Raw genomic sequence first — 23878 nt, forward strand, 5'->3', positions numbered from 1 at the left:
CTAGAGTGCACGGATGGCCGCGAGGCCGCGAAAGGAACACATGACAGACACCACCACCCCTGCCACGACGGACGAGCCGGTGGACCCGGTCGACCGCGTGCTCGCGCGAGCGGAGTCGCGTTCGGGGGTGCGCGTGTTCGGCGCCGCACAGGCGTTGCAAGACGAGAGCACCGTCGCTTACGGCGACACGGACGGCGATCAGTGGGATCGTGAGGAGCGCGCGGCGCTGCGCCGCGTCCCCGGACTGTCCACCGAGCTCGAAGACGTCACCGAGGTCGAGTACCGCCAGCTGCGGCTGGAGAATGTCGTCCTCGTGGGCGTGTATCCGCAGGGATCGACGGAGGATGCCGAGAACTCGCTGCGCGAGCTTGCGGCGCTCGCCGAGACCGCGGGTGCCGTCGTCCTCGACGGCGTGCTGCAGCGGCGCCCCCACCCCGACCCCGCCACGTACATCGGCCGCGGCAAGGCGGCCGAGCTCCGCGACCTGGTCGTCGCCGTGGGCGCCGACACGGTCATCGCCGACACCGAGCTCGCGCCCAGCCAGCGGCGTGCCCTCGAGGACGTCGTCAAGGTCAAGGTGATCGACCGCACCACCGTCATCCTCGACATCTTCAGCCAGCACGCGAAGAGTCGTGAGGGCAAGGCTCAGGTCGAGCTCGCCCAGCTCGAGTACCTCCTCCCGCGCCTGCGCGGTTGGGGTGACTCGATGAGTCGCCAGGCCGGTGGCCAGGTCGGTGCCGGTGGCGCCGGCATGGGGTCCCGCGGTCCCGGTGAGACGAAGATCGAGCTGGATCGCCGCCGCATCCGTACCCGGATGGCGATGCTGCGACGTCAGATCCGCGACTACAAGCCCGCCCGTGAGGCGAAGCGGGCCGAGCGCAAGCGCAACACGATTCCGTCGGTGGCGATCGCCGGGTACACGAACGCCGGCAAGTCGAGCCTGCTCAACAAGCTGACCAGCGCAGGAGTGCTCGTCGAGAACGCCCTGTTCGCGACGCTGGACGCCACGGTACGCCGCGCCCAGGCGGCCGACGGACGCGTCTACACGCTGACCGACACCGTGGGCTTCGTCCGGAACCTCCCGCACCAGCTCGTCGAGGCGTTCCGTTCGACCCTCGAGGAAGTCGGCGACGCGGACGTCATCGTCCACGTGGTCGATGGATCGCATCCCGACCCGGCGGCCCAGCTGGCCACCGTCCGCGATGTCATGGGTGATGTCGGAGCGCGCTCGACGAACGAGATCGTCGTGTTCAACAAGGCCGACCTCATCGATCCGGACACGCGTCTGGTCCTTCGGGGTCTCGAGCCGAAGGCGCACTTCGTCTCGTCCCGCACCGGCGAGGGCATCGTGGAGCTCCGCGCCACGATCGAGGACGCGCTGCCGCTCCCGGCGGTCGAGGTTCACGCTCTCGTTCCGTACGACCGCGGCGACCTCGTCAACGCGGTCCACGAGTCGGGCCACATCCTGTCCACTCAGCACGAGGAGGGCGGGACCGCCGTCCACGCGCATGTGTCCGAGCGACTGGCGGCGGAGCTGGCACCGTACGCCCGGTGACGATGGCCCGCCTCGACCTCAGTCGAGGGTGAGGGCGGGCACTCCCGGCGTATCGAACCCGAAGACCCGACCGAGGAACGCGAGTTCGGTCTCGAGCGCGTGGATGACGGTCTCCGCACGCCGGAAGCCGTGCCCCTCGCCGTCGTACAGCACGTAGGCGTGGGGCACGCCGCGTTCGGTGAGGGCGTCGCGGATAGCTTGAGCCTGCGTGGGCGGGACGACCGCATCCTCCGCGCCCTGGAGGAGCAGCACGGGGACACGGAAGCCGTCGGTGTGTCCGAGCGGTGAGCGCTCGAGGTACAGCGCCTCGGCCTCGGGGAGCGGTCCGATCAGACCGTCGAGGTAGCGCGCCTCGAAGTCATGGGTGTCCGTGGCGAGCAGACGTGCATCACCGACGCCGTACCGCGAGATCCCCGCGCCGAACACGTCGGTGCTGGCGAGGGCCGTCAGCACCGTCCAGCCGCCCGCGGAACCGCCGGCGATGCCGAGACGCGCGGCATCCGCTCGTCCGTCGGCGGCGAGCCCGGACGCGGCTGCGGCCACGTCGTCTCGGTCCACGATGCCCCACTGTCCCCGCAGACGCTCACGGTAGGCGCGGCCGTAGCCCGTCGAGCCGCCGTAGTTGACCTCGAGGATGCCGATGCCCCGGCTCGTGAAGAACGTGATCCGGCTGTCGGGGACGCCGCCCGTGTGCGCGGTCGGACCGCCGTGGACGTAGACGACGTACGGCGGGAGCTCGCTATCGGGCGCGGCGAAATCCGGGTTGGTAGGCGGGTAGTCGAAGGCGTGCACCTCGCCGTGCAGCCCGGGCACGGTGAACGGCCGCGCCGCCGGGATCCACGCGTCGTCGAGGCGGGAGCGCGTCCCGACCGCGAGCGAGCTCGACCCGTCGGCCGCGATCTCCCAGATGCCCGTCGTCCCGGGCGCGGCGCCGGACACCAGCACCCGCGAACCCTGCACGTCCTCGACGACCGCGCGCGAACGTGCGGGGACATCGGTGGCGCGAACGGACCCGTCTGCGTCGATGCGGACCACCTCGTCCGACCCGTTCGTCCGGACCGCGATGATGCCGCCGTCCTCGAGCAGTGCGTACCACCGGACGCCGAGGACCCACAGTCCGCCGCCGGTGTCGGCGTCGGCCGGGGCGATGAGCTCGGCGGGACGATCGGATGCCGCATCCCGCCGCCGGATGTTCCACCGCCCGGTCGCGTCGTCGACGTAGAAGAGGCGGCCCGCGGCATCCCACTCGGGCTGGAGGGCCGCTGTGTCTCCAGAGGTGACGGCGCGCCAGGTCGTGACGATACCGTCCTCGAGGTCGCCGACGCGGATCTCGGTGCGGTCCCACGGCATGTCGGGGTGGTCCCACGCCACCCACGCGAGCCGACGCCCGTCGGGGGAGAGCGCGGGCTGGGCGAGGAAGTCGCTCCCGGCCACCAGTTCACGCACCTCCGTGCCGTCGAGGGAGATCGACACCACGGAGCGGCGAGGTACGGGAGCGTCGTCGTGGACTTCGCGGACGGCCAGCAGCGTCCCGTTCTGCCATCGGAGACCGCCGTGCCGCGCCCCTGGGTCCTCGGGGGTGAGCGGGACGGGCTGCTCGCCCGGCCGCATCGTCCACACCCGCTGATCGGTCTTCTCCACGAAGAACAGTCGCCCATCGTCGTCCGCCGTCCACGAGCCGCCGCCGTACTCGTGCACCCGGGACCGGGCGCTCCAGGGTGCCGGGAGCACGTCCTCGACCGCCTCGCCGATCGCACGGCGCACGGAGGATCGGCCCGCCTCGTCGGGCAGGGTCTCTCCCCACCACACCTCAGCGCCGACGAAGCGCGCCCCGTCGTAGCGCGCGGCCGCGGCTGAGGCGTCCGCGGCCGACAGGGGCGAGATCCAGGAACCGAACGGGGCGATCGTCGTCATGCATCCACGCTACGCGGCGTCACTCCGCGACGCCGAGGTCGCCGGAGGTCATCTCGTGACACGCACCGACACGGAGCGTCACAGTCCTGTCGGAGCCGCCGGGCGCGTGGCTAGCATGACCGCATCAGTGGCCCGGAGACCCCGGGTCCGGAGCGACAGCCGAGCCCGGCACCCGCCCGCGAGGTCCCCGCACGAGTGCGTGAGGTCCGCGGCCGCCAGGCCATCCGACTCGTCCACGGAGCCCACATGTCGATCATTCAGACCCCGTCCGTCACCACCGTGCCGGTCTCCTTCGAGGTCTACCCGCCGCGCAGCGACGCGTCCGACGCGGCGTTGCACCGGACGATCGCGCGTCTCGCCGAGGTCGAGCCGTCGTTCATCTCGGTCACCTACGGCGCGGGGGGCTCGACGGCAGGGCGCTCGCTCGAGGTGCTCCGACACATCCGCCGCGAGACGCGCGTCGAGCCTCTCGCCCATCTCACCTGCGTCGGCAACTCCTACCGCGAGGCGACCGCGCTCATCCGCGAGTTCCTGGATGCCGGCATCCGCTCGTTCCTGGCGCTTCGCGGCGATGCGCCGCAGGGTGCCCCCGAGGACCCCGACGGGGCGGGAGACCTCGAAAGCGCCGCGCAACTCGTGCAGCTCATCGACCGCGTTCAGGCCGAATGCTCTCCGTATACGGAGGAACCGATTCCCGGGGTCCCGGGAGCCGCGCGGGTCGAACGGCGCCGACACGTCGACATCGCCGTCGCCGCGTTCCCGAACGGGCATCCGCGATCGCGGTACCCCGCCGAGCACATCGACGCACTGCTCGCCAAGCAGGCCGCGGGCGCGACCCTCGCCATCACCCAGCTGTTCTTCCACGCCGACGACTACCTCGCCTTCGTGTCCCGTGCCCGCGCAGCGGGGGTCGTCATACCGATCCTCCCCGGCATCATGCCGATCACCTCGCCCTCGCGGTTGGCCCGGATCGTCGAGCTCACCGGCCAGCCCGTCCCCGGCGCGCTCGCCGTCGACCTCGACGTGGAGCCCACCGCCGAGGGGAGACGCGAGGTCGGCGTCCGCTACGCCGCCGGACTCTGCCGCGCCGTCCTCGAGGGCGGAGCACCCGGCATTCACCTGTACGCCTTCAACCACCACCGCACCGTCCTCGCCACCCTGGCCGAGGCGGGCGTCATCACCCCGACAGAGGAGACATCATGACCGAACTCGCCGCCGGAACGATCCTCGGCTACCCGCGCATCGGCCGACGCCGCGAGCTCAAGCGCGCGGTAGAGGCGCATTGGCGCGGAGAGCTCGAGGAGACGGCGCTCGAACGGGTCGCCGCCGACCTGCGCCGAGACACGCGGCACCGGCTCGCCGATCTCGGCCTCGGACGCGCGGATTCGGCCATCCCCGAATCGTTCTCCTTCTACGACCAGGTGCTCGACGTCGCCGCGGCGGTCGGTGCGCTCCCCGAACGCTTCGCGCACCTGCGCCGCGCGGACGGGACCATCCCGCTGGCCGCGTACTTCACGGCCGCCCGGGGCGAGGGCGACGCGGCGCCGCTGGAGATGACGAAATGGTTCGACACGAACTACCACTACCTCGTTCCGGAGATCGGTCCCGAGACGCACTTCACCCTGTCGAGCGATCGCTTCGCGCGCCAGGTCGCGGAGGCCGTCGCCGACGGATTCACGACCCGCCCCGTGCTCGTCGGTCCGGTGACCTTCCTGGCCCTGTCGAAGACGACCGATGCTGCTCCCGCCGCGCGTCCCCTCGACCGTCTCGACGACCTCCTCCCGGTGTACGTCGATCTTCTCGCGGCCCTCCGCGACGCGGGCGCGGAATGGGTCCAGCTCGACGAGCCCGCACTCGTGAGCCAGTCGCTCGGCTACACGGACGACGAGCTCGCCGCCGCAGCGGCACGAGCGGCCGAGGTGCTCGCCTCGGCCGAACGACGACCCGCGATCCTCGTGGCCGCCGGGTACGGCCAGCTGTCGGCGGCGGCATGGCGTGCACTCGCGGCATCACCCGTCGACGCGATCGCGGTCGATCTGATCCGCGGATCGATCCCGGCCCCGACGGCAGGCCTGGCGTCGAAGGTCCTCGTCGCCGGCGTCATCGACGGCCGGAACGTGTGGCGGGGTGACCTCGCCTCCGCCGCCGACGCGGTCGATCAGGTGGCGCGCCTGGGGGCTGCGGCGACCGTGGCGGGCACGTCGACGTCGCTCCAACACGTGCCGTACGACCTCGACGACGAGACGGAACTCGATCCGCGGCTGGTCTCGTGGCTCGCATTCGCCGACCAGAAGGTCCGACAGATCGCGACGCTCGCTCGAGGTCTCCGCGACGGACGCGAGGCGATCGCCGACGAGGTGGATGCCGCGACCGCCGCGCTCGCCGATCGCCGTCACGCCGCGGGCGTGCGCGACGGGGCCGTGCGCGACCGCATCGCCGCCCTGACCCCCGCTGACCGGATCCGGACGCCGTACGAGGTGCGCGCCGCCGTGCAGGGCGCCGCCCTCGGCCTGCCGGTGCTCCCGACCACCACCATCGGCTCGTTCCCGCAGACCGGCGAGATCCGCCGAGCACGCGCTCGGTTCGGTCGCGGCGAGATCGACGCGGACGCGTACGAGGGCTTCCTCCGCGACGAGATCGCGCGCGTCGTGGAGCTGCAGAACGAGATCGGGCTGGACGTGCTCGTCCACGGCGAGGCCGAGCGCAACGACATGGTCCAGTACTTCGCCGAGAACCTCGATGGGTTCGCCGTCACGCGCAACGGATGGGTGCAGTCGTACGGCTCGCGCGCGACGCGACCGTCGATCCTGTGGGGCGACGTGTCACGTCCGACACCCATCACCGTGAGGTGGTCGGCGTACGCGCAGTCGCTGTCGACGTCGCCGGTGAAGGGGATGCTCACCGGTCCCGTGACGATCCTCGCGTGGTCGTTCGTGCGGGACGACCAACCGCTCAGCGAGACGGCTGATCAGGTCGCCCTCGCCCTGCGCGACGAGATCGCCGACCTCGAGGGCGCCGGCATCGCCATCGTGCAGGTGGACGAACCCGCGCTACGTGAGCTCCTGCCGTTGACCGCAGCGGACCAGCCCGCGTACCTCGCCTGGTCGGTGGCGTCCTTCCGCCTCGCGACCGCCGGTGCCGCCGACGCGACGCAGATCCACACGCACCTCTGCTACTCCGAGTTCGGCGTGGTCATCGGTGCGATCGCGGCCCTGGATGCCGACGTGACGTCCATCGAGGCAGCCCGGAGCCGGGGAGAGGTGATCTCGGATGTCGCGGCATCCGGTTTCGATCATGGAATCGGGCCCGGCGTGTACGACATCCACTCGCCGCGAATCCCTTCGCACGCGGAGGTCACCGCCCTCCTCGAGCGAGCTGCCGCCGAGCTCGACGTCCGGCGGCTGTGGGTGAACCCGGACTGCGGGCTGAAGACCCGGGGATACGTGGAGACGTCAGCCTCGCTCCGGAACATCGTCGCCGCGGCTCGGAGCGTGCGCGCACGGACGACCGCAGACGTCTGACCTCGAGAACGTCGAAGGGGGATGCCGCGCGGCATCCCCCTTCGACGTATCCGGTTCTCACACGGCGCGGAGCACGGCGACCACCTTGCCGAGGACGACCGCATCGTCGCCCAGAATGGGCTCGAACGCCGAGTTCCGCGGCAGGAGCCAGGTGTGTCCGTCGCGCTGGCGGAAGGTCTTCACCGTCGCTTCGCCGTCGAGCATGGCCGCAACGATCTCGCCGTTGGACGCATCCGCCTGCGAACGCACGACGACCCAGTCTCCGTCGCAGATCGCCGCGTCGATCATGGAGTCGCCCGACACCTTCAGCATGAACAGCTCGCCCTTGCCGACGAGCTGACGGGGGAGCGGGAAGATCTCCTCCACCTGCTGCTCGGCGGTGATCGGGACGCCCGCGGCGATGCGTCCGACCAAGGGGACCATGGCGGCGTCGCCCACAGCGGGCGCGGCGTCCGCGGGATTCTCGCCGGCTGCGCCCGGCAGGTCGATCAGCACCTCCATGGCGCGGGTCTTGCCGGGGTCACGACGAAGGTAGCCGCTCAACTCGAGCTGGTTCAGCTGATGGGTCACGCTCGAGAGCGACTTCAAGCCGACCGCGTCCCCGATCTCTCGCATGCTCGGCGGATACCCGTACCGAGCGATGGACCTCTGGATCACCTCGAGGATCGCGAGCTGCTTGTCGCTCAGGCTCTTACGCCGACGCGTCTGCGGCTTGTCGCTCATGTCGTTCCTTTCACGGCCCGCGTCCCCGCCGATTTCCCGGCCTAGAACGTCGAGCCGGGGGCACTCGCCTTCGAATGTCGGAGGTCGGTGATGGGCTCTGGTCATCGAAACCGTATCCGGTGTCGATGAGATCGTGCCGCAGCCGACCGCGTGTCGTCTTCGATCGATCTGCGGATAACCGCTCCCTTGACAGTGTACGAATATCGAAGATAGATTCGGAAGAGAACTTCGCACCCGCTCGTCCCGGCCGACGGGCGGGGGCGAAGATCTCATCTGACCGGGGTCGCCCCGAGGAGGACACCATGAACTCGATCACCACCATCACCCCCGCTCCCACCCGTCCCGTCGTCCGCACGCGGCTGCGTCTCACGACGCGTGGTCGTCGCGTCGTCGCGACGCTCGCAGCGCTGCCGGCGGTCGTGGCATTGGGGATCGGCATCCTCTCCAGCGGTGGCGCACTCGCCAGCGGTGACGCAGGCTCGGCGGCGGGGACGTTCAAGACGGTGACGGTCCACCCCGGTGACTCGCTCTGGACGATCGCTCAGGACGTCGCGCCCGACAGCGACCCCCGCGACGTGATCGACGACATCGTCCGGCTGAACGCGCTGCCGTCGTCTGTCGTCGACGCGGGTCAGTCGCTGGCGATCCCCACGGCCTACACGGCTCAGGCGGCCGAGTAGACCGGCGCGACGTCCTACGATGGCGGGGTGAGTGCGAGTCTCGACGACCTACCCCTCCGCGACGATCTGCGGGGACAGATCCCTTACGGCGCCCCGCAGGCGTCGCTCCCGGTGACGCTGAACGTCAACGAGAACACCCACCCCGTCCCCGAGGATGTGGCGGACGACATCCTCGATGCGATCGCGCAGGCGCTCCGCGACATCAATCGGTACCCCGACAGGGAGTTCACCGGACTTCGCGAAGGATTCGCGGACTACTTGGGGCACGGCCTCCAGGCGGAACAGATCTGGGCGGGGAACGGGTCGAACGAGGTGCTGCACCACCTCCTCCAGGCCTTCGCCGGCCCGGGACGCACGGCTTTCGGCTTCACCCCCACCTATTCGATGTACCCGCTCCTCACCGGGGCGACCGGCGCCACGTACGTCAGCGGCACTCGTGGCGAGGATTTCACGCTGACGGCTTCGGATGCCGCGGAGCAGATCGATCGCGCACAGCCCGACGTCGTCTTCCTCTGCGCGCCGAACAACCCGACGGGCACTCCTCTCCGGCTCGACGTGATCGAGGCCGTCTACGAAGCCTCGAGAGGCATCGTCATCGTCGACGAGGCGTACCAGGAGTTCGCGCCACGTGACGAGCCGTCAGCACTCACGCTCCTTCCCGGACGCGAGCGTCTGGTCGTGTCGCGGACGATGAGCAAGGCGTTCGCGTTCGCCGGCGCCCGCGTCGGCTACCTCGCCGCCGACCCGGCGGTCATCGACGCCCTCAGGCTCGTTCGTCTGCCGTACCACCTGAGCGCGCTCACCCAGGCTGCGGCGACCGCTGCCCTGCGGCACGCGCCGACCATGCTCGGGATGGTGGACGACATCGTCGCTCAGCGTGATCGCATCTCTGCGACGCTGTCCGCCCTCGGCTACTCGCCTTACGAGAGCTGGTCGAACTTCGTCCTCTTCGGCGGGGTGAAGGACCCTCAGGCGACGTGGCGGGGTCTGTACGACCGCGGCATCCTCGTCCGCGATGTCGGGCTGCCGCACACGCTGCGCGTCTCGGCCGGCAGCGAGGACGAGTCCACGGCGTTCCTCGAGGCGCTCGCCTCGCTCTGAGTCCCGCGGCGTCGTCACGAGGGCAGGGCGGATGCCGCGCGTCGATAGACTCGACGCATGAGCATCCCCGCGTCCCGCACCGCCTCCGTTCGGCGTGCGACAAGCGAGTCGACCATCGAGCTCGAGCTCGATCTCGACGGAACCGGTCAGAGCACGATCGAGACGACGGTCCCGTTCTTCGACCACCTGCTCACCGCCTTCGCGAAGCACTCGCTCGTCGACCTCACCGTCCGCGCGAGCGGGGACACCCACATCGACGCTCACCACACCGTCGAGGACACGGCGATCGTGTTGGGTCAGGCCATCCGGCAGGCGCTCGGCGACAAGGCCGGCATCTCGCGCTACGGCGACGCGCTGGTCCCGCTGGATGAGGCGCTCGCTCAGGCGGTCGTCGACATCAGTGGTCGTCCCTACCTCGTCCACTCGGGCGAACCCGAGGGCTACGAGTTCCACCTCATCGGCGGCCACTTCACCGGGTCGCTCGTGCGTCACACGTTCGAGGCCATCGCCTTCCACGCCGGCCTGACCGTTCACGTCACTCTGGTCGCCGGCCGCGACCCCCACCACATCGCCGAAGCGGAGTACAAGGCGTTCGCCCGCGCGTTCCGGCAGGCCAAGGCGCTCGACCCGCTCGTCCAGGGCATCCCGAGCACGAAGGGCGCCCTGTGACGACACCGCCGCTGGTCGCGGTCCTCGACTACGGATCGGGCAACGTCCACTCCGCCGTCAAGGCGCTCATCGAGGCGGGGGCCGACGCGCGTCTCACGAAGGACCGCGGGCTGATCGCGGATGCCGCCGGGCTCCTCGTCCCGGGAGTCGGCGCCTTCTCCGCCGTCATGTCGGCTCTGCGCGCCAGTCGTGGAGACGAACTCATCGGTCGCCGCCTGGCGGGAGGGATGCCGGTCCTCGGCATCTGTGTCGGGATGCAGGTCATGTTCGAACTCGGTGTCGAGCGCGGCGTCGACACGCAGGGTCTGGGGGAGTGGCCGGGGTCGGTCACCGAGCTCGAGGCGCCGGTCCTGCCTCACATGGGCTGGAACACGGTCCGCGCCGGCGAAGGATCGACGCTGTTCGCGGGCCTCGAGGAGGAGCGGTTCTACTTCGTCCACTCCTACGGGGCGCAGGACTGGACTCTCGACGTCATCAAGCCGTTCCGCGAGCCGGTGCTGACGTGGTGCGACTACGGCAGGCCGTTCCTCGCCGCTGTCGAGAACGGCCCGTTGTCGGCGACGCAGTTCCACCCCGAGAAGTCGGGAGCGGCCGGCATCCGCCTGCTCTCGAACTGGATCTCCTCGCTGCCTGCGTCGGAGTAACCTGTCCCCTTGTGCGCGCGCCCGGCGTGCACACCGTCCCACCCGGAGCCATGAACGAATTCGCATCCACGCCCGAACTGACCCTGCTGCCCGCTGTGGACGTCGCCGACGGCAAGGCCGTCCGACTGACGCAGGGCGAGGCCGGCACCGAGACCAGCTACGGCGATCCCGTCGACGCCGCGCAGGAGTGGGCGAGGCAGGGCGCGGAGTGGATCCACCTCGTCGACCTGGACGCCGCATTCGGGCGCGGCTCGAACGCAGCGCTCATGCGCAAGGTGATCAAGTCCCTTCGCGGCGTGAAGGTCGAGCTCTCCGGCGGCATCCGCGATGACGAGTCCCTCGACGCAGCGCTCGACTCCGGTGCGACCCGCATCAACCTCGGCACCGCCGCGCTCGAGAACCCCGAGTGGGCCGCCGATGTGATCCTCCGCTACGGCGAGGCCATCGCCGTCGGTCTGGACGTGCGCGGCACGACGCTCGCCGCACGGGGCTGGACGCGCGACGGCGGCGACCTCTGGCAGGTCCTGGACCGTCTCGAGGATGCCGGCTGCAGCCGCTACGTGCTCACCGACGTGACGAAGGACGGCACGTTGCAGGGGCCGAACATCGAGCTTCTGCGCGAGGTCGCCGTCCGCACCGACAAGCCGGTCGTCGCATCCGGCGGCATCTCGAGCCTCGACGACATCGCGGCGCTTCGCGAACTCGTGCCGCTGGGTGTCGAGGGTGCGATCGTCGGAAAGGCCCTGTACGCCGGCGCGTTCACGCTGGCCGAGGCGCTGGATGTCGCCGGACACTGACCCGCACTCGGGTCACGCGGCTGACTCGGCGGGCGTCCCCTGGGAGGGGCGGAGCTTCCAAGCGAATCCGCACAGCGGCGACGACGGCAGCGCCGACCCGGCGCTGCTCGCGGCGCTGACCGCGTTCCACGCGGGGGAGGGGCCGGCGACCGCCGTGGTCGACGCCTACCGAGCTGCTCGCCTCCTCATCCCCCTGGTCGCCGAGAAGGGCGATGAAGGCCTCGGTCCGACGGGCCTGACCGTCGATAAGACGCAGGAGCTGTCGATCGTGACGGTCGCCGCGCCGGACGGGCGGCGTGTGCTCCCTGTCTTCACCTCGGTCACGACCATGTCGCGATGGGATGCCGCTGCGCGCCCCGTACCCGCGGAAGGCGTCCGGACGGCACTGTCGGCCGCGGCCGACGACACCGAGCTCATCGTCATCGACCCGGGCAGCGACACGGAGTTCGTCCTCCGCCGCCCCGCCGTCTGGGCGATCGGGCAGGGTCAGGCGTGGGAGCCGCCGCATGTCTCGCCGGCCGTCTTCGCCGGCCTTCAGGAGTCGATCGGCACAGAACTCGGCGTCCTGGATCTCTCCGTCGCGGCGGGCGATCCTCATTCGCGTCTGCGCGGACCCGAACTCGTCGTGAGCCTGCACCTCGTCGACGGCCTCGACCAGGCGGCTCTCGATGCCATCCTGCAGCGACTGGCGTCGAGGTGGGCGGCGGACGACCGCGTCGCCGTCCTCGTTGACTCGTTGACGGTCAAGCTCGTCCGCGCCTGACACGCTGAAGGGGGGATGCCGCGCGGCATCCCCCCTTCAGCGTCTCAGTTGACCGGGCCGGTCCACTTCTCGCCGGGACCCTTGCCGATGGGGTCGGGGATGGACGACGCCTCGCGGAAGGCGAGCTGCAGAGTGCGCAGCCCGTCGCGGAGCGAGCGCGCGTGCATATCGCTCACCTCGGGGGCGGCGGCGGTGATGAGGCCGGCGAGGGCGTTGATGAGCTTGCGGGCCTCGTCGAGGTCCTTCTGCTGGTCGGGGTCGTCTGCCAGGCCGAGTTTGACGGCGGCGGCGCTCATCAGGTGGACCGATGTCGTCGTGATCACCTCGACCGCGGGGACGTCCGCGATGTCTCGGGTGGCGGACTGCGCGACCCGTTCCTGTTCCTCCCAGCGCAAGAGGCGCTCGGGGTCGTGATCGCTGTGGTCGGCCGGAATAGTACTCACGTGCTGCTCTCTGCTAGACTTCTGCGGGCACCGGAGTGTTCTGCTCCGTGTCGAAAGAGGATCACATCCCACCCGCGCTTGCCGCTCCAGGCTACCGGGTCTCGCACTCCGCCTCGCTCGTCGAGGTTGTCCAGGGTGCAGAACAGAACGCCGATGCATGCATCGTGCGGGGTGGACGTGACGATCTTCCGCCCGGCGACACATTTCCGTGTCACCGGAGGCCGTCCACCGCACGAAGAGGAGTTCCGCATCAGCGATCCCCGCACCAATGACCGCATCCGCGTTCCCGAGGTCCGCCTCGTCGGACCCGCGGGTGAGCAGGTCGGCGTCGTCCGCATCGAGGTGGCCATGCGCCTGGCCCAGGAGGCCGACCTCGATCTCGTCGAGGTAGCCCCGAACTCGAAGCCCCCCGTGGTCAAGATCATGGATTACGGCAAGTTCAAGTACGAGGCTGCGCAGAAGGCCAAGGAAGCGCGGCGCAATCAGGCGAACACCGTCCTCAAGGAGGTCCGGTTCCGTCTGAAGATCGAGGCGCACGACTACATAACCAAGCTCAAGCGCGCCGAGGGCTTCCTCCAGGCGGGCGACAAGGTGAAGGCGATGATCCTCTTCCGCGGGCGCGAGCAGTCGCGTCCCGAGCAGGGTGTCCGCCTCCTCCGCAAGTTCGCCGAGGATGTCGCCGAGTTCGGCACCGTGGAGTCCAATCCCACGATCGACGGCCGCAACATGGTGATGGTGGTGGCCCCTCACAAGAACAAGTCCGAGGTCAAGACGGAGCAGAACGCGGCCCGCGCCGCGACGAAGCAGGCTGCGCGTGATGCGCGCGGTCAGGCCGACGACGAACAGACCCCCGCTTCCGCTCCGGCGGAGTAAGCGCACCACAGACTCCCGTCCGCGGGATCCCCAACGAAGGAAGAGATATGCCGAAGCAGAAGACCCACTCGGGTGCCAAGAAGCGTTTCAAGGTCACCGGCAGCGGCAAGCTGATGAAGCAGCAGGCCAACCTGCGCCACAACCTCGAGGGCAAGGCGACCCGTCGTACCCGTCGCCTCGACCAGGAGCAGGTCCTGGCCAAGGGTGACGCCAAGGTCGCCAAGAAGCTCCTCGGCATCTGATCGCCGACGCAGATTTAGGAAGTAGAAGAAATGGCTAGAGTCAAGCGGGCTGTCAACGCCCACAAGAAGCGTCGCGTCATCCTCGAGCGCGCCTCCGGTTACCGCGGACAGCGTTCGCGCCTGTACCGCAAGGCGAAGGAGCAGGTCACCCACTCGCTCGTCTACGCGTACCGCGACCGCCGCAAGCGCAAGGGCGACTTCCGTCGCCTCTGGATCCAGCGCATCAACGCCGCTGCCCGCCAGAACGGCATCACGTACAACCGCTTCATCCAGGGCCTCGGCCTCGCGGGTGTCCAGGTCGACCGACGCATGCTCGCCGAGCTCGCGGTCAACGAGCCCGCCGTCTTCGCGTCGCTCGTCGCGACCGCCAAGGCTGCGCTGCCGGCTGACGTCAACGCCCCCAAGGCCTGATCGCGTCACCTTCTGAGATAGGGCGTCCTCTTTGGAGGGCGCCCTTTCGCATGCCCGCTGCACCCGCGCCCTACACTGAGAACGTGCTCGAGAACCCCCGATCGCCGCGTGTCCGCGCCGTTGCGAAGCTGACCAAGCGCGCAGCCCGGCAAGAGACCGGGCTGTACCTCCTCGAAGGTCCGCAGGCTGCGCGAGAGGCCCTCGTGTGGCGGCCCGACACGCTCATCGAGCTGTATGCGACTCCTTCGGCATGGGAGAAGCACCAGGACATTCGCGATGCGGCATCCGACGCGGACGTCGAGGTCGAGTTCGCGAGTGAGGCCGTCATCGAGGCGATGGCCGACACGGTCACCCCGCAGGGGATCATCGCGGTGGCGCGTCAGGTGCCGACATCGGTGCGCGACATCTTCGCCGACGACCCGAAGCTCATCGTGATCTGCGAGGAGGTGCGGGACCCCGGCAATCTCGGCACCATCATCCGTGCAGCGGATGCCGTCGGTGCCGACGCTGTCGTCCTCACCGGCCGGACGGTCGATCCTTTCAACCCCAAGGTCGTCCGCGCGACGACCGGGTCGCTGTTCCACCTTCCCGTCGCCGTCGGGGTGGATCTCGCGGACGCCGCGGGCCGCGCCCGGTCGGCGGGGCTCCGGATCGTCGCCGCCGACGTCGGGGGAGAGGACTTCGTCGATCACCGTGCGACGCTCGCCGAACCGACCGCGTGGGTCTTCGGCAACGAGGCACGCGGGCTCGACGACGAGGCACTGTCGCTCGTCGACCTTTCGCTCCGTCTCCCGATCTACGGTCGGGCCGAGTCGCTGAACCTGGCGACCGCGGCGAGCGTGTGCCTGTACGAATCGGCGTTCGCGCAGCGTTCGGCCGGCTGAGGTCGAATCATTACGGAACTGTAAACCCCGCGCCACCAGAAGGGTTATGGGCCACCCCGCCCAATAGGGTCGGATACATGACCACTCCTGCTGCCGACCCTGCGCCGCGTACGTCGAACATCGACGTCCGCCGAGGCGAGCCGCTCGTCGTCCTGACGAACGTGCAGAAGCACTACGGCGACTTCCAGGCCCTCACCGACATCGACCTGTCGGTCAACCGCGGCGAGGTCGTCGTCGTGGTCGGTCCGTCCGGGTCCGGCAAGTCGACCCTGTGCCGCACGATCAACCGTCTCGAGACGATCACGAGCGGCTCGATCACGATCGACGGCGCCGATCTTCCGGCCGAGGGCAAAGCGCTCGCGGCGCTCCGTGCCGATGTCGGCATGGTCTTCCAGTCCTTCAACCTGTTCTCGCATCTGACGATCCTCGAGAACGTCACGCTCGGTCCGATCAAGGTCAAGGGCATGAAGAAGGCGGATGCCGAGAAGCTCGCCCGTGAGCTGCTCGACCGTGTGGGCGTCGGCCACCAGGCCGACAAGCTCCCGGCCCAGCTCTCGGGTGGTCAGCAGCAGCGTGTCGCGATCGCCCGCGCTCTTGCGATGAAGCCGAAGGTCATGCTCTTCGACGAGCCGACCTCCGCGCTCGACCCCGAGATGATCAACGAGGTCCTCGACGTCATGGTCGGCCTCGCGCAGGACGGGATGACGATGATCGTCGTCACCCACGAGATGGGCTTCGCCCGGAAGGCTGCGGATCGCGTGGTCTTCATGGCCGATGGACAGATCGTCGAGCAGGCCGCTCCGCAGGAGTTCTTCACGAACCCGAAGAGCGACCGCGCGAAGGACTTCCTGTCCAAGCTCATCACCCATTGAGACGTCCGCGCCCTGCACCGGCGCGACGAACGACGAACGACACGAAACCAGGAGGATCACATGCGTAAGACACGACTCGCCGGCGCCTTCGCCGGCATCGCGATCGCGGCACTCGCACTCGCAGGCTGCAACAGCGGCAGCCCCACCGCACCCGGCGGCGCTGCCGGCGGTGACGACGACACGGAGGGCCTCTGGGAGGTCGCGAGTGACGTGACTCTCGACGGCAGCCCGACGTTCGACCGTGCGTCGAAGGCCGACAAGATCGTCGTCGGTGTCAAGAGCGACCAGCCCGGCCTCGGCTACGAAGACGCCGTCTCGGGTGAGCGCACCGGCTTCGACGTCGACATCGCTCGGTGGATCGCGGCATCCCTCGGCTTCGACGAGGATCAGATCGACTTCCAGACGATCCCGTCGGCGAACCGCGAGCAGGAGATCGTCAACGGCAACATCGACTACTACGTCGGCACGTACTCGATGACGGACGCGCGCGACGAGGTCATCGACTTCGCGGGACCGTACTTCATCACGGGTCAGGGCCTCCTGGTCGCCGCGGATGACGACTCGATCAGCGGTCCCGACGACCTCCAGGACAAGGTCACGTGTTCGGTGACGGGTTCCACCCCGCTGCAGCGCATCCGTGACGAGTACAACGGCGAGGTCACCGAGCGTCAGACGTACTCCGAGTGCGTCGAGCAGCTGCTGAACGGTCAGGTCGACGCCATCACGACGGATGAGGCGATTCTCGCCGGCTACGTCGCGGAGGACCCGGACAACCTGAAGCTCGCTGGCAGCCCCTTCAGCGAGGAGCGCTACGGCGTCGGCCTCGCGGACGGCGACACCGTCCTCAAGGACCACATCAACACTCTGTTCACGGACGGCGGCGACGTCTGGACCGCGCTGTACGAGAAGTACCTCGAGCCGGCCGGCGTCAAGGCCACGCAGCCCCAGGTCGACTGACCTCTCACCCCGGGGACACGTGATCGTGTCCCCGGGGTTTCTCCTCTCTTGAGACGTTCGAAAGGACCCCATGGGCGTCATCACCGACAACCTCGACTTCTGGGGTGAAGCGCTCCTCGGCACGCTCGTCCTCTTCTTCGGGGGTGGGCTGATCGCCCTGATCCTCGGAATCATCGTCGGCGCGATGCGCGTCTCGCCGGTGCCGATCGCCCGCGCCGTGGGCACGTTCTACGTCAACACGATCCGCAACACACCGCTGACCCTCGTCTTCTTCGGATTCGCCTTCACCCTGCCGCCTCTTCTCGAAGTTCGGGCGAGTGGTGGCGTCCAGGTGATCTTCGCCGTGGCAGCCCTCGGTATCTACACCGCCACGTACGTCGCCGAGACGGTGCGGTCGGGAATCAACACCGTCCCGGTCGGCCAAGCCGAGGCTGCGCGAGCACTCGGCCTGACCTTCGGGCAGGTGATGTCGCTCGTGGTCCTCCCGCAGGCGTTCCGTTCCGTCATCCCGCCGATGATGAGCGTCTTCATCGCCCTTCTGAAGAACACGACCGTCGCCGCCGGATTCTCGGTCATGAACCTCGGATCCGCCCGCGACTGGTTGAGCGAACGAGGCGAGAACCAGCTCGTGGTCATCATCTGCGTCATGGTCATCTTCGTCGCTCTTGTCCTGCTTCTCTCGTGGGGTCAACGGACACTCGAGAACCGATGGAAGGTGGCGCGATGAGCAGCAGCGTCCTCTACGACGTCCCCGGCCCGCGGGCGATCGCACGCAACCGCATCATCGGTGTGGTCGTCGTCCTCGTGGTGGCGGCCGTCATCGGCTTCCTGGTCTGGCGCCTCGCCGTGACCGGACAGTTCTCGGCGGAGAAGTGGAACGCTTTCACCTACACCCGCATCTGGGAGCAGTTCCTGATGGCCGCGGGCCGGACGCTGGCGGCCTTCGCCGTCGCAGCGGTCGGCGCGCTCGCCCTCGGCTTCATCCTCGCGATCGGCCGTCTGTCGGATCACGCGTGGGTGCGCGTCCCGGTCGCCGCCGTCGTCGAATTCCTGCGCGCGGTGCCCGTGCTCGTGACGATGTTCCTCCTCTACTACGGGATGCCGGTGCTCGGCGTTCGGATCGAGGGGTACTGGGTCGTCGTCATCGCCCTCATCGTCTACAACGGTTCGGTGCTCGCCGAGGTGATCCGCGCAGGGGTCGAATCGCTCCCGCGCGGACAGTCCGAGGCTGGCTATGCCCTCGGCCTCGGCAAGTCGGGCGTCATGCGCCTCGTCCTCCTGCCGCAGGCGATCCGGGCCATGATGCCGGTGATCATCGCTCAGCTCGTGGTGACGCTGAAGGACACCGCTCTCGGCTTCATCATCACGTACGAGGAACTCCTCTTCTACGCAAAGTACCTCGGCTCGCAGAACTCGCTCGACCGACCCATCGTGCAGGCGACGATCGTCGCAGGCATCATCTACATCGGTCTGTGTCTGGCACTGTCCGGTGTCGCGAAGCTGGTCGAGAAGCGCCTCAGCCGCAATCCCGGCACTCCCGGCGCGGCTCCGGCCCGGCCTCTTCAGGAGACCACCGACACCGAGCTCATCGCCACTCAGGTGAGGGCGAGTTCGAAGGACTCGGGTACCGGCCGGGGGGTCTGACGTCCTACCGGCGGGCCGCACTCCGGCCCGCCGGTAGACTCGTCTCTCGTGTCCGACGCACCCGAGATCACCCCCGAGGCGGTGGATGCCGCCGTCGCCGAGGCGCTGGCCGCCTTCGCCGCCGCCCCCGACACCGCCGCGCTGAAAACCGCCCGTTCGGCCCACACCGCGGAGGGGTCATCCCTCGCGCGGCTCAACGCGCAGATGCGAAATGTGCCGAATGACCAGAAGGCCGCGGCGGGCAAGCTCGTCGGCCAGGCTCGCGGTCGCGTCAATCAGGCGCTCGCGGCTCGCGAGGCCGAACTCGCCGCCGCCGAGACCGCCGCGAAACTCGAAGCCGAGCGGGTCGACATCACGGCGATCGCCCCGCGCGGGCGGGTCGGGGCGCGGCATCCCATCTCTCTCCTCCAGGAGGAGATCGCCGACCTCTTCGTCGGCATGGGGTGGGAGATCGCGGAGGGACCCGAACTCGAGCACGAGTGGTTCAACTTCGACGCCCTCAACTTCGCGCCCGATCACCCGGCCCGCCAGATGCAGGACACGTTCTTCGTCGACCCGGTCGCCCGCCACCTCGTCATGCGCACGCACACGAGCCCGGTGCAGGTCCGCTCGATGCTCGAGCGCGAGGTCCCGATCTACATCCTCTGCCCGGGCCGCGTGTACCGTACCGACGAGTTCGACGCGACGCACCTGCCTGCCTTCACGCAGTTCGAGGGGCTTGTGATCGACAAGGGCATCACGATGGCGCACCTCAAGGGCACGCTCGATCATGCCGCGAAGGTCCTTTTCGGAGCCGAGGCGAAGACCCGGTTCCGCACCAACTACTTCCCGTTCACGGAGCCGTCCGCCGAGCTCGACCTGTGGCACCCCACCTTCCCCGGTGGCGCGCGATGGATCGAGTGGGGCGGATGCGGGATGGTGAACCCCAATGTCCTCCGCGCCGCCGGCATCGACCCCGAGGTCTACTCGGGCTTCGCCTTCGGCATGGGCATCGAGCGGACCCTGATGTTCCGCAGCGATGTGCAGGACATGCGTGACATGGCCGAGGGCGATGTCCGCTTCAGCGAGCAGTTCGGAATGGTGGTCTGATGCGCGTCCCGCTCTCTTGGCTCGGCGAGTACGTCGATGTAGCCGAAGGCACGACCCCCGAGGACGTCCTGGCCTCCTTCGTCTCCGTCGGATTCGAAGAGGAGGACGTGCACGCGTTCGACCTCACGGGCCCGATCGTCGTCGGACGTGTCGTCTCGTTCGAGGCCGAGCCGCAGTCCAACGGCAAGACCATCCGGTGGTGCCAGGTCGACGTCGGCGAGGCGAACGGCGGCGTCCGCGGCATCGTCTGCGGCGCCGGCAACTTCTTCGAAGGCGACAAGGTCGTCGTGACGCTGCCGGGAGCGGTCCTCCCCGGCCCGTTCCCGATCGCTGCGCGCAAGACGTACGGCCATGTCTCGGACGGCATGATCGCCTCCGCCAAGGAACTCGGCCTGGGGGAGGAGCACTCCGGCATCCTCCGCCTGACGGAACTGGGCCTCGACCCCGAGGTCGGGACCGACGCGATCGCTCTCCTCGGTCTCGACGACGCCGCCGTCGACATCAACGTCACGCCCGACCGCGGATACGCCCTCTCGATCCGGGGTGCGGCGCGCGAGTACGCGCACGCGACCCGTGCCGCCTTCACCGACCCCGGCCTGCGCCCCTTCGAGGAGCTCGAGCAGCCCACCGGCGGGTTCGACATCACCGTCGACGACGGTGCACCCATCCACGGCAAGCCGGGTGCGAGCGAGTTCGTCGTGCGCATCGTGCGCGACGTCGACCCCTCGCGGCCGACGCCGCCCTGGATGACCGCGCGCCTGTCGCTCGCCGGCATCCGCTCCCTCGGCATCCTGATCGATATCACCAACTACGTGATGCTCGAACTCGGCAACCCGATCCACGGCTACGACCTCGACGCGCTCACCGGCGGCATCACCGTGCGCCGCGCGTCGGTGGGGGAGAAGCTCACGACCCTCGACGGCAAGGAGCGCACGCTCGACGCCGAGGACCTGCTCATCACCGACGAGTCCGGCCCCATCGGCCTGGCGGGCGTCATGGGCGGCGGCAAGACCGAGATGGGGGATGCCACACGCAACGTCCTCATCGAGGCGGCCATCTTCGACCCCGTGTCGATCGCCCGCACGGCGCGCCGGCACAAGCTTCCCAGCGAGGCGTCCCGGCGCTTCGAGCGCGGCGTCGACCCGCTCATCCCGTTCGTCGCGGCACGCCGCGTCGCCGACCTCATGGTCGAACTCGCCGGCGGCACGCTCGACACGACCACGGGCGGCGCGCTCTTCGCCGAGGTGTTCGTCCCGTCGGTCGAGCTCCCCGAGTCGTTCGTCGGCGGCTTGATCGGCGTCGACTACACGCCCGACGAGATCGTCGGCGCGCTCGAGACCATCGGGTGCGAGGTCATCGACGGCGACGGCGGCTGGGAGGTCATCCCGCCCTCCTGGCGCCCCGATCTCACGGACCGGTGGACGCTGGCTGAAGAGGTCGCGCGACTGCACGGGCTCGACCGGATCCCCTCGATCCTCCCGACGCCTCCCTCCGGCCGCGGGCTCACGGCAGCGCAGCGCGGGCGCCGTCGCGTCGCCAACGCGTTGGCTGCGGCCGGTCACGTCGAGGTCGTCGCGTTCCCGTTCACGACCGAGGAACAGAACGACCTGCACGGTTCGGCGACGGGGGAGCACGTGCCCTCCATCCGGCTCGCCAACCCGCTCGACGGTCAGGCGCCGTTCCTGCGGCGCTCGCTGCTCCCGGGACTCCTGCAGATCGCGCACCGGAACGTGTCCCGAGGCTTCACCGACGTGGCCCTCTTCGAGACCGGCACGGTGTTCGCACCCGTCGAGGGCGTCGAGTACGGCACCACAACCGTGCCGCCGCTCGCGCAGCTGCCCGATGAGGCGACGCTCGCGGCACTGCACGCGTCGATCCCGCCGCAGCCCCGGCACGTCGCCGTCCTGCTGCACGGCAACGCGCTGGCGAAGCGACCCGGCCAGCCGGCCGTCGCCTTCGACCTCGCCGATGCGCTCGGTGCGATCCAGACGATCGCCGCGGCCGCAGGTGTGGAGATCGAAGTCCGGCAGGACCAGCGCGCCGCGCTCCACCCGGGCCGCGCCGGTTCGCTCTTCGTCGGGGACGCCGAAGTCGGCTACGTCGGCGAGCTGCTCCCGGCCGTGGCAGAGGCGGCAGACCTGCAGGGGCGGGTCTTCGTCGCCGAACTCGACCTCGACGCCGTCCTCGCCCTCACACCCGCACCGGATGCCGCGCCGTCACTCGCGACGTACCCCGCGGCGACGCAGGACGTGTCGCTCGTCGTCGCAGCCGACCTCGCCGCCGGCGAGGTGCGGGATGCGCTCGCCGACGGCGCAGGTCCTCTGCTGGAGGACCTCCGTCTCGTCGACGACTACCGCGGCGCCGGGGTCCCCGAGGGAGCCAAGAGCCTCACGTTCGCCCTGCGCTTCCGCGCTGACGACCGCACGCTGACGGCGACGGAGGCGACCGAGGCGAAGCTCGCCGGTGTGGCTGTCGCCGCCGAGCGTCACGGAGCGGCGATCCGCGACTGAACCGCTGTCCTCCGAATGGCCGACTGCACAGCCGGTCGTTCGGAGGATACCGTTCGCGTATGGCGACCGCGTCCGAAGCCCCGGCATCCGCCGTTCCGCACGGGGGTGCGGCGGAACGCATGCCGAGAGCGGGCAGGATCATCCGGTTCCTCGCCGCTGTCAACGTCGCGACGGTGGCGGCGAGCCTGGTGTCGTACTCCCTCGGGTGGCAGTACGGGATGCTGCTCTTCCCCCAGGCGTCCGTCTTCTTCCCGGCGGCATGGACCGGCCCCGTCGTGAGCGGCGTCCTGTGGTTCGTCGCCGTCGCGATCGCGGCAGCCACGGCGGCCTTCGGCGCCCTCCGGTCTCCCGCCGGCCACCGAGGCTACGGAGCGTTCCGCGCGATCACGATCTGCGGTGCGGTCGTCGCCGGCATCATCCTGGTCCTGGTGCTGGGTTCGTCGTTCGTCGTCCTCTGACCTCAGCGCGTGCCCCAGTTCCAGGGCGGAGCATCGAGCAGTCCCTGACCCTCGACCACTGTGCCGTCGATGCGACGCTGCAGCGAGATGCGGTGCGCATCAGGAATGGCGTCGATGAGTCCCGGTGCGTGCGAGACCAGCAGCACTTGCGTCTGCGCGGCCGCCGCCCGCACGAGGTTCGCGAGCGGCGCCAGCAGGCTCGCGTGAAGGCTGGACTCGGGCTCGTTCAGGACGGTGAGCGGCGCCGGACGTGCAGGAAGGAGTGCGGCGCACAGGAGGAGGTAGCGGAGGGTTCCGTCCGAGAGTTCTGCTGCGTCCAGCGGCCGCAGGAGGCCCGGCTGGCTCAGGGTCAGACGCAGGTTCCCGTCGGATGCCTCCACCCTCACCCGGCTGCCGGGGAAGGCCTCGTCGACGGCGCTGTCCAGCAGGTGCCCGAATCCCGCGTCGTGGACGGTGGCCCACACCGCGGCGAGGTTCGATCCGTCGTGGGCGAGGAGGGGTGAGCGGGTGCCGACCTGCGGACGACGGGCGGGGGCGTCGGCGTCCACGCGGAAGTGGTCATAGAAGCGCCAGCCGTTCATGATCCGCCGGAGACCGAGCAGCTCCGGGGCCGTGTCGCCGTCGGCGAGGTCCGTGACGATGCTCTCGAAAGCCGCGAGCTTCTGATCGAGGGACACCCACGCGCCGTCACGGACGCGCGTCTGCGCCCGGAGCCGGTCGATCAGCAGGGTCGCCGGCTTCGCGAGTCTGCCGGCGAAGACCTGCTCCCGCTTGATCTCGGGGTCGCGGGCGAAGACGCTGTTCTGCGACGCCTGGGGGATGCCGAGGTCCACGAGGTACCCGAGCTCGTCCGATGCGAAGCCGAGCTGCACTGCGATCGGGTTGCGTCGGACGGTGCCCTGCCCGCCGCCGTCCTCCGAGCCGGCCCACAGGAGCGACGGCAGCCCGCCCTCCCGCGCGACGGCACCGACGAGATCACCGCGCGCGGCGGAAGTCAGCAGGCGCAGTGCGCGGTACAGGTTGGACTTGCCCGACCCGTTCGCGCCGGTCACGACGGTGAGCTCCTCGAGCGGGAGCACGACATCGCGGAGAGAGCGGTAGCCGGAGACGGCGAGCGTGCGCAGCATC

At 69.6% G+C, this 23878-nt stretch carries 24 protein-coding genes; 20 read left to right on the forward strand and 4 right to left on the reverse strand.

What is annotated here, in order from left to right; genetic code table 11:
• Window positions 1-40 precede the first annotated feature (40 nt).
• Window positions 41-1555, forward strand: coding sequence for a GTPase HflX (gene hflX, locus BLP38_RS02610; protein WP_091352457.1), 1515 nt, complete (start codon window positions 41-43; stop codon window positions 1553-1555).
• An 18-nt stretch (window positions 1556-1573) separates the two neighbouring features.
• Here hflX and BLP38_RS02615 read toward each other — a convergent pair whose 3' ends face one another.
• Window positions 1574-3469 carry a S9 family peptidase gene (locus BLP38_RS02615; protein ID WP_091352461.1) on the reverse strand — a complete coding sequence of 632 codons (1896 nt, stop codon included), beginning with the start codon at window positions 3467-3469 and terminating at the stop codon, window positions 1574-1576.
• 246 nt (window positions 3470-3715) lie between these two features.
• Between BLP38_RS02615 and BLP38_RS02620 the strand changes: the two genes are divergently transcribed.
• Both BLP38_RS02620 and metE read left to right on the forward strand, forming a co-directional pair.
• Entirely contained in the window at window positions 3716-4672 is a 957-nt protein-coding gene (locus BLP38_RS02620; protein ID WP_091352464.1) for a methylenetetrahydrofolate reductase, read from the forward strand.
• Complete coding sequence (metE, locus tag BLP38_RS02625) at window positions 4669-6990, forward strand: 5-methyltetrahydropteroyltriglutamate--homocysteine S-methyltransferase (protein WP_091352467.1); 2322 nt, start codon at window positions 4669-4671, stop codon at window positions 6988-6990. Before BLP38_RS02620 ends, metE begins: the two co-directional genes overlap by 4 nt.
• A gap of 57 nt (window positions 6991-7047) precedes the next feature.
• On the opposite strand, the gene lexA is transcribed toward metE, so the two are convergent.
• Window positions 7048-7713 (reverse strand): transcriptional repressor LexA, encoded by a 666-nt coding sequence (gene lexA, locus BLP38_RS02630; RefSeq protein WP_091352471.1) that lies wholly within the window; start codon window positions 7711-7713, stop codon window positions 7048-7050.
• A 302-nt stretch (window positions 7714-8015) separates the two neighbouring features.
• Here lexA and BLP38_RS02635 point away from each other — a divergent pair, with 302 nt between their 5' ends.
• From BLP38_RS02635 to BLP38_RS02660, 6 genes are read left to right on the forward strand one after another with little or no spacing between them, the layout of a single operon-like run.
• On the forward strand, window positions 8016-8393 hold the full coding sequence (locus tag BLP38_RS02635) for a LysM peptidoglycan-binding domain-containing protein (RefSeq protein ID WP_091352475.1): 378 nt from the start codon (window positions 8016-8018) through the stop codon (window positions 8391-8393).
• Between the two features lie 27 nt (window positions 8394-8420).
• Window positions 8421-9494, forward strand: coding sequence for a histidinol-phosphate transaminase (locus BLP38_RS02640; RefSeq protein ID WP_091352478.1), 1074 nt, complete (start codon window positions 8421-8423; stop codon window positions 9492-9494).
• A 57-nt stretch (window positions 9495-9551) separates the two neighbouring features.
• Window positions 9552-10163, forward strand: a complete 612-nt coding sequence (gene hisB / locus BLP38_RS02645; protein WP_091352480.1) for an imidazoleglycerol-phosphate dehydratase HisB — start codon at window positions 9552-9554, stop codon at window positions 10161-10163.
• Entirely contained in the window at window positions 10160-10807 is a 648-nt protein-coding gene (hisH, locus tag BLP38_RS02650; protein WP_091352483.1) for an imidazole glycerol phosphate synthase subunit HisH, read from the forward strand. The genes hisB and hisH overlap by 4 nt, the downstream gene beginning before the upstream one ends.
• Window positions 10808-10857: 50 nt before the next feature.
• Entirely contained in the window at window positions 10858-11604 is a 747-nt protein-coding gene (priA, locus tag BLP38_RS02655; protein WP_091352486.1) for a bifunctional 1-(5-phosphoribosyl)-5-((5-phosphoribosylamino)methylideneamino)imidazole-4-carboxamide isomerase/phosphoribosylanthranilate isomerase PriA, read from the forward strand.
• Complete coding sequence (locus BLP38_RS02660; RefSeq protein ID WP_091352489.1) at window positions 11588-12367, forward strand: SseB family protein; 780 nt, start codon at window positions 11588-11590, stop codon at window positions 12365-12367. Before priA ends, BLP38_RS02660 begins: the two co-directional genes overlap by 17 nt.
• 44 nt (window positions 12368-12411) lie before the next feature.
• Here BLP38_RS02660 and BLP38_RS02665 read toward each other — a convergent pair whose 3' ends face one another.
• Window positions 12412-12810, reverse strand: coding sequence for a DUF1844 domain-containing protein (locus tag BLP38_RS02665; RefSeq protein WP_091352492.1), 399 nt, complete (start codon window positions 12808-12810; stop codon window positions 12412-12414).
• A 177-nt stretch (window positions 12811-12987) separates the two neighbouring features.
• Between BLP38_RS02665 and infC the strand changes: the two genes are divergently transcribed.
• The 11 genes from infC (at window position 12988) to BLP38_RS02720 (ending at window position 22750) form a co-directional block, all read left to right on the forward strand.
• On the forward strand, window positions 12988-13683 hold the full coding sequence (gene infC, locus BLP38_RS02670) for a translation initiation factor IF-3 (RefSeq protein WP_231916552.1): 696 nt from the start codon (window positions 12988-12990) through the stop codon (window positions 13681-13683).
• Window positions 13684-13730: 47 nt separating this feature from the next.
• Window positions 13731-13925: a 50S ribosomal protein L35 gene (rpmI, locus tag BLP38_RS02675; protein WP_018187228.1), complete on the forward strand. Its 195-nt coding sequence runs from the start codon at window positions 13731-13733 to the stop codon at window positions 13923-13925.
• 30 nt (window positions 13926-13955) lie between these two features.
• Window positions 13956-14336, forward strand: coding sequence for a 50S ribosomal protein L20 (gene rplT / locus BLP38_RS02680; RefSeq protein ID WP_064003211.1), 381 nt, complete (start codon window positions 13956-13958; stop codon window positions 14334-14336).
• 83 nt (window positions 14337-14419) lie between these two features.
• Window positions 14420-15220 (forward strand): TrmH family RNA methyltransferase, encoded by an 801-nt coding sequence (locus BLP38_RS02685; RefSeq protein WP_091359454.1) that lies wholly within the window; start codon window positions 14420-14422, stop codon window positions 15218-15220.
• Between the two features lie 77 nt (window positions 15221-15297).
• Window positions 15298-16092, forward strand: coding sequence for an amino acid ABC transporter ATP-binding protein (locus BLP38_RS02690; RefSeq protein ID WP_091352495.1), 795 nt, complete (start codon window positions 15298-15300; stop codon window positions 16090-16092).
• Window positions 16093-16152: 60 nt separating this feature from the next.
• Window positions 16153-17049, forward strand: a complete 897-nt coding sequence (locus BLP38_RS02695) for a glutamate ABC transporter substrate-binding protein (protein ID WP_091352498.1) — start codon at window positions 16153-16155, stop codon at window positions 17047-17049.
• A gap of 70 nt (window positions 17050-17119) precedes the next feature.
• Complete coding sequence (locus BLP38_RS02700; RefSeq protein WP_091352501.1) at window positions 17120-17776, forward strand: amino acid ABC transporter permease; 657 nt, start codon at window positions 17120-17122, stop codon at window positions 17774-17776.
• Window positions 17773-18693, forward strand: a complete 921-nt coding sequence (locus BLP38_RS02705) for an amino acid ABC transporter permease (RefSeq protein WP_231916553.1) — start codon at window positions 17773-17775, stop codon at window positions 18691-18693. The genes BLP38_RS02700 and BLP38_RS02705 overlap by 4 nt, the downstream gene beginning before the upstream one ends.
• Window positions 18694-18741: 48 nt before the next feature.
• Window positions 18742-19782: a phenylalanine--tRNA ligase subunit alpha gene (gene pheS, locus BLP38_RS02710; RefSeq protein WP_091352506.1), complete on the forward strand. Its 1041-nt coding sequence runs from the start codon at window positions 18742-18744 to the stop codon at window positions 19780-19782.
• Window positions 19782-22292, forward strand: coding sequence for a phenylalanine--tRNA ligase subunit beta (gene pheT, locus BLP38_RS02715; protein WP_091352509.1), 2511 nt, complete (start codon window positions 19782-19784; stop codon window positions 22290-22292). The genes pheS and pheT overlap by 1 nt, the downstream gene beginning before the upstream one ends.
• A 59-nt stretch (window positions 22293-22351) precedes the next feature.
• Window positions 22352-22750 carry a hypothetical protein gene (locus tag BLP38_RS02720; RefSeq protein ID WP_091352512.1) on the forward strand — a complete coding sequence of 133 codons (399 nt, stop codon included), beginning with the start codon at window positions 22352-22354 and terminating at the stop codon, window positions 22748-22750.
• 2 nt (window positions 22751-22752) lie between these two features.
• Here the strand turns inward: BLP38_RS02720 and BLP38_RS02725 are convergent, their stop codons facing one another.
• Entirely contained in the window at window positions 22753-23877 is a 1125-nt protein-coding gene (locus tag BLP38_RS02725) for an AAA family ATPase (RefSeq protein WP_091352516.1), read from the reverse strand.
• Window position 23878 lies beyond the last annotated feature (1 nt).

This window comes from Microbacterium sp. LKL04, from assembly GCF_900102005.1.
Classification (GTDB): domain Bacteria; phylum Actinomycetota; class Actinomycetes; order Actinomycetales; family Microbacteriaceae; genus Microbacterium.

What these genes read in the sequence shown, in the direction of transcription:
- BLP38_RS02615 (WP_091352461.1), bottom strand. Translation starts at nt 3,469, where the DNA reads ATGACGACGATCGCCCCGTTCGGTTCCTGGATCTCGCCCCTGTCGGCC.
- BLP38_RS02700 (WP_091352501.1), top strand. Translation starts at nt 17,120, where the DNA reads ATGGGCGTCATCACCGACAACCTCGACTTCTGGGGTGAAGCGCTCCTC.
- priA (WP_091352486.1), top strand. Translation starts at nt 10,858, where the DNA reads ATGAACGAATTCGCATCCACGCCCGAACTGACCCTGCTGCCCGCTGTG.
- BLP38_RS02705 (WP_231916553.1), top strand. Translation starts at nt 17,773, where the DNA reads ATGAGCAGCAGCGTCCTCTACGACGTCCCCGGCCCGCGGGCGATCGCA.
- rplT (WP_064003211.1), top strand. Translation starts at nt 13,956, where the DNA reads ATGGCTAGAGTCAAGCGGGCTGTCAACGCCCACAAGAAGCGTCGCGTC.
- BLP38_RS02690 (WP_091352495.1), top strand. Translation starts at nt 15,298, where the DNA reads ATGACCACTCCTGCTGCCGACCCTGCGCCGCGTACGTCGAACATCGAC.
- BLP38_RS02660 (WP_091352489.1), top strand. Translation starts at nt 11,588, where the DNA reads ATGTCGCCGGACACTGACCCGCACTCGGGTCACGCGGCTGACTCGGCG.
- lexA (WP_091352471.1), bottom strand. Translation starts at nt 7,713, where the DNA reads ATGAGCGACAAGCCGCAGACGCGTCGGCGTAAGAGCCTGAGCGACAAG.
- pheT (WP_091352509.1), top strand. Translation starts at nt 19,782, where the DNA reads ATGCGCGTCCCGCTCTCTTGGCTCGGCGAGTACGTCGATGTAGCCGAA.
- metE (WP_091352467.1), top strand. Translation starts at nt 4,669, where the DNA reads ATGACCGAACTCGCCGCCGGAACGATCCTCGGCTACCCGCGCATCGGC.
- BLP38_RS02620 (WP_091352464.1), top strand. Translation starts at nt 3,716, where the DNA reads ATGTCGATCATTCAGACCCCGTCCGTCACCACCGTGCCGGTCTCCTTC.
- BLP38_RS02635 (WP_091352475.1), top strand. Translation starts at nt 8,016, where the DNA reads ATGAACTCGATCACCACCATCACCCCCGCTCCCACCCGTCCCGTCGTC.
- hisB (WP_091352480.1), top strand. Translation starts at nt 9,552, where the DNA reads ATGAGCATCCCCGCGTCCCGCACCGCCTCCGTTCGGCGTGCGACAAGC.
- hflX (WP_091352457.1), top strand. Translation starts at nt 41, where the DNA reads ATGACAGACACCACCACCCCTGCCACGACGGACGAGCCGGTGGACCCG.
- BLP38_RS02725 (WP_091352516.1), bottom strand. Translation starts at nt 23,877, where the DNA reads ATGCTGCGCACGCTCGCCGTCTCCGGCTACCGCTCTCTCCGCGATGTC.
- BLP38_RS02720 (WP_091352512.1), top strand. Translation starts at nt 22,352, where the DNA reads ATGGCGACCGCGTCCGAAGCCCCGGCATCCGCCGTTCCGCACGGGGGT.
- rpmI (WP_018187228.1), top strand. Translation starts at nt 13,731, where the DNA reads ATGCCGAAGCAGAAGACCCACTCGGGTGCCAAGAAGCGTTTCAAGGTC.
- BLP38_RS02695 (WP_091352498.1), top strand. Translation starts at nt 16,153, where the DNA reads ATGCGTAAGACACGACTCGCCGGCGCCTTCGCCGGCATCGCGATCGCG.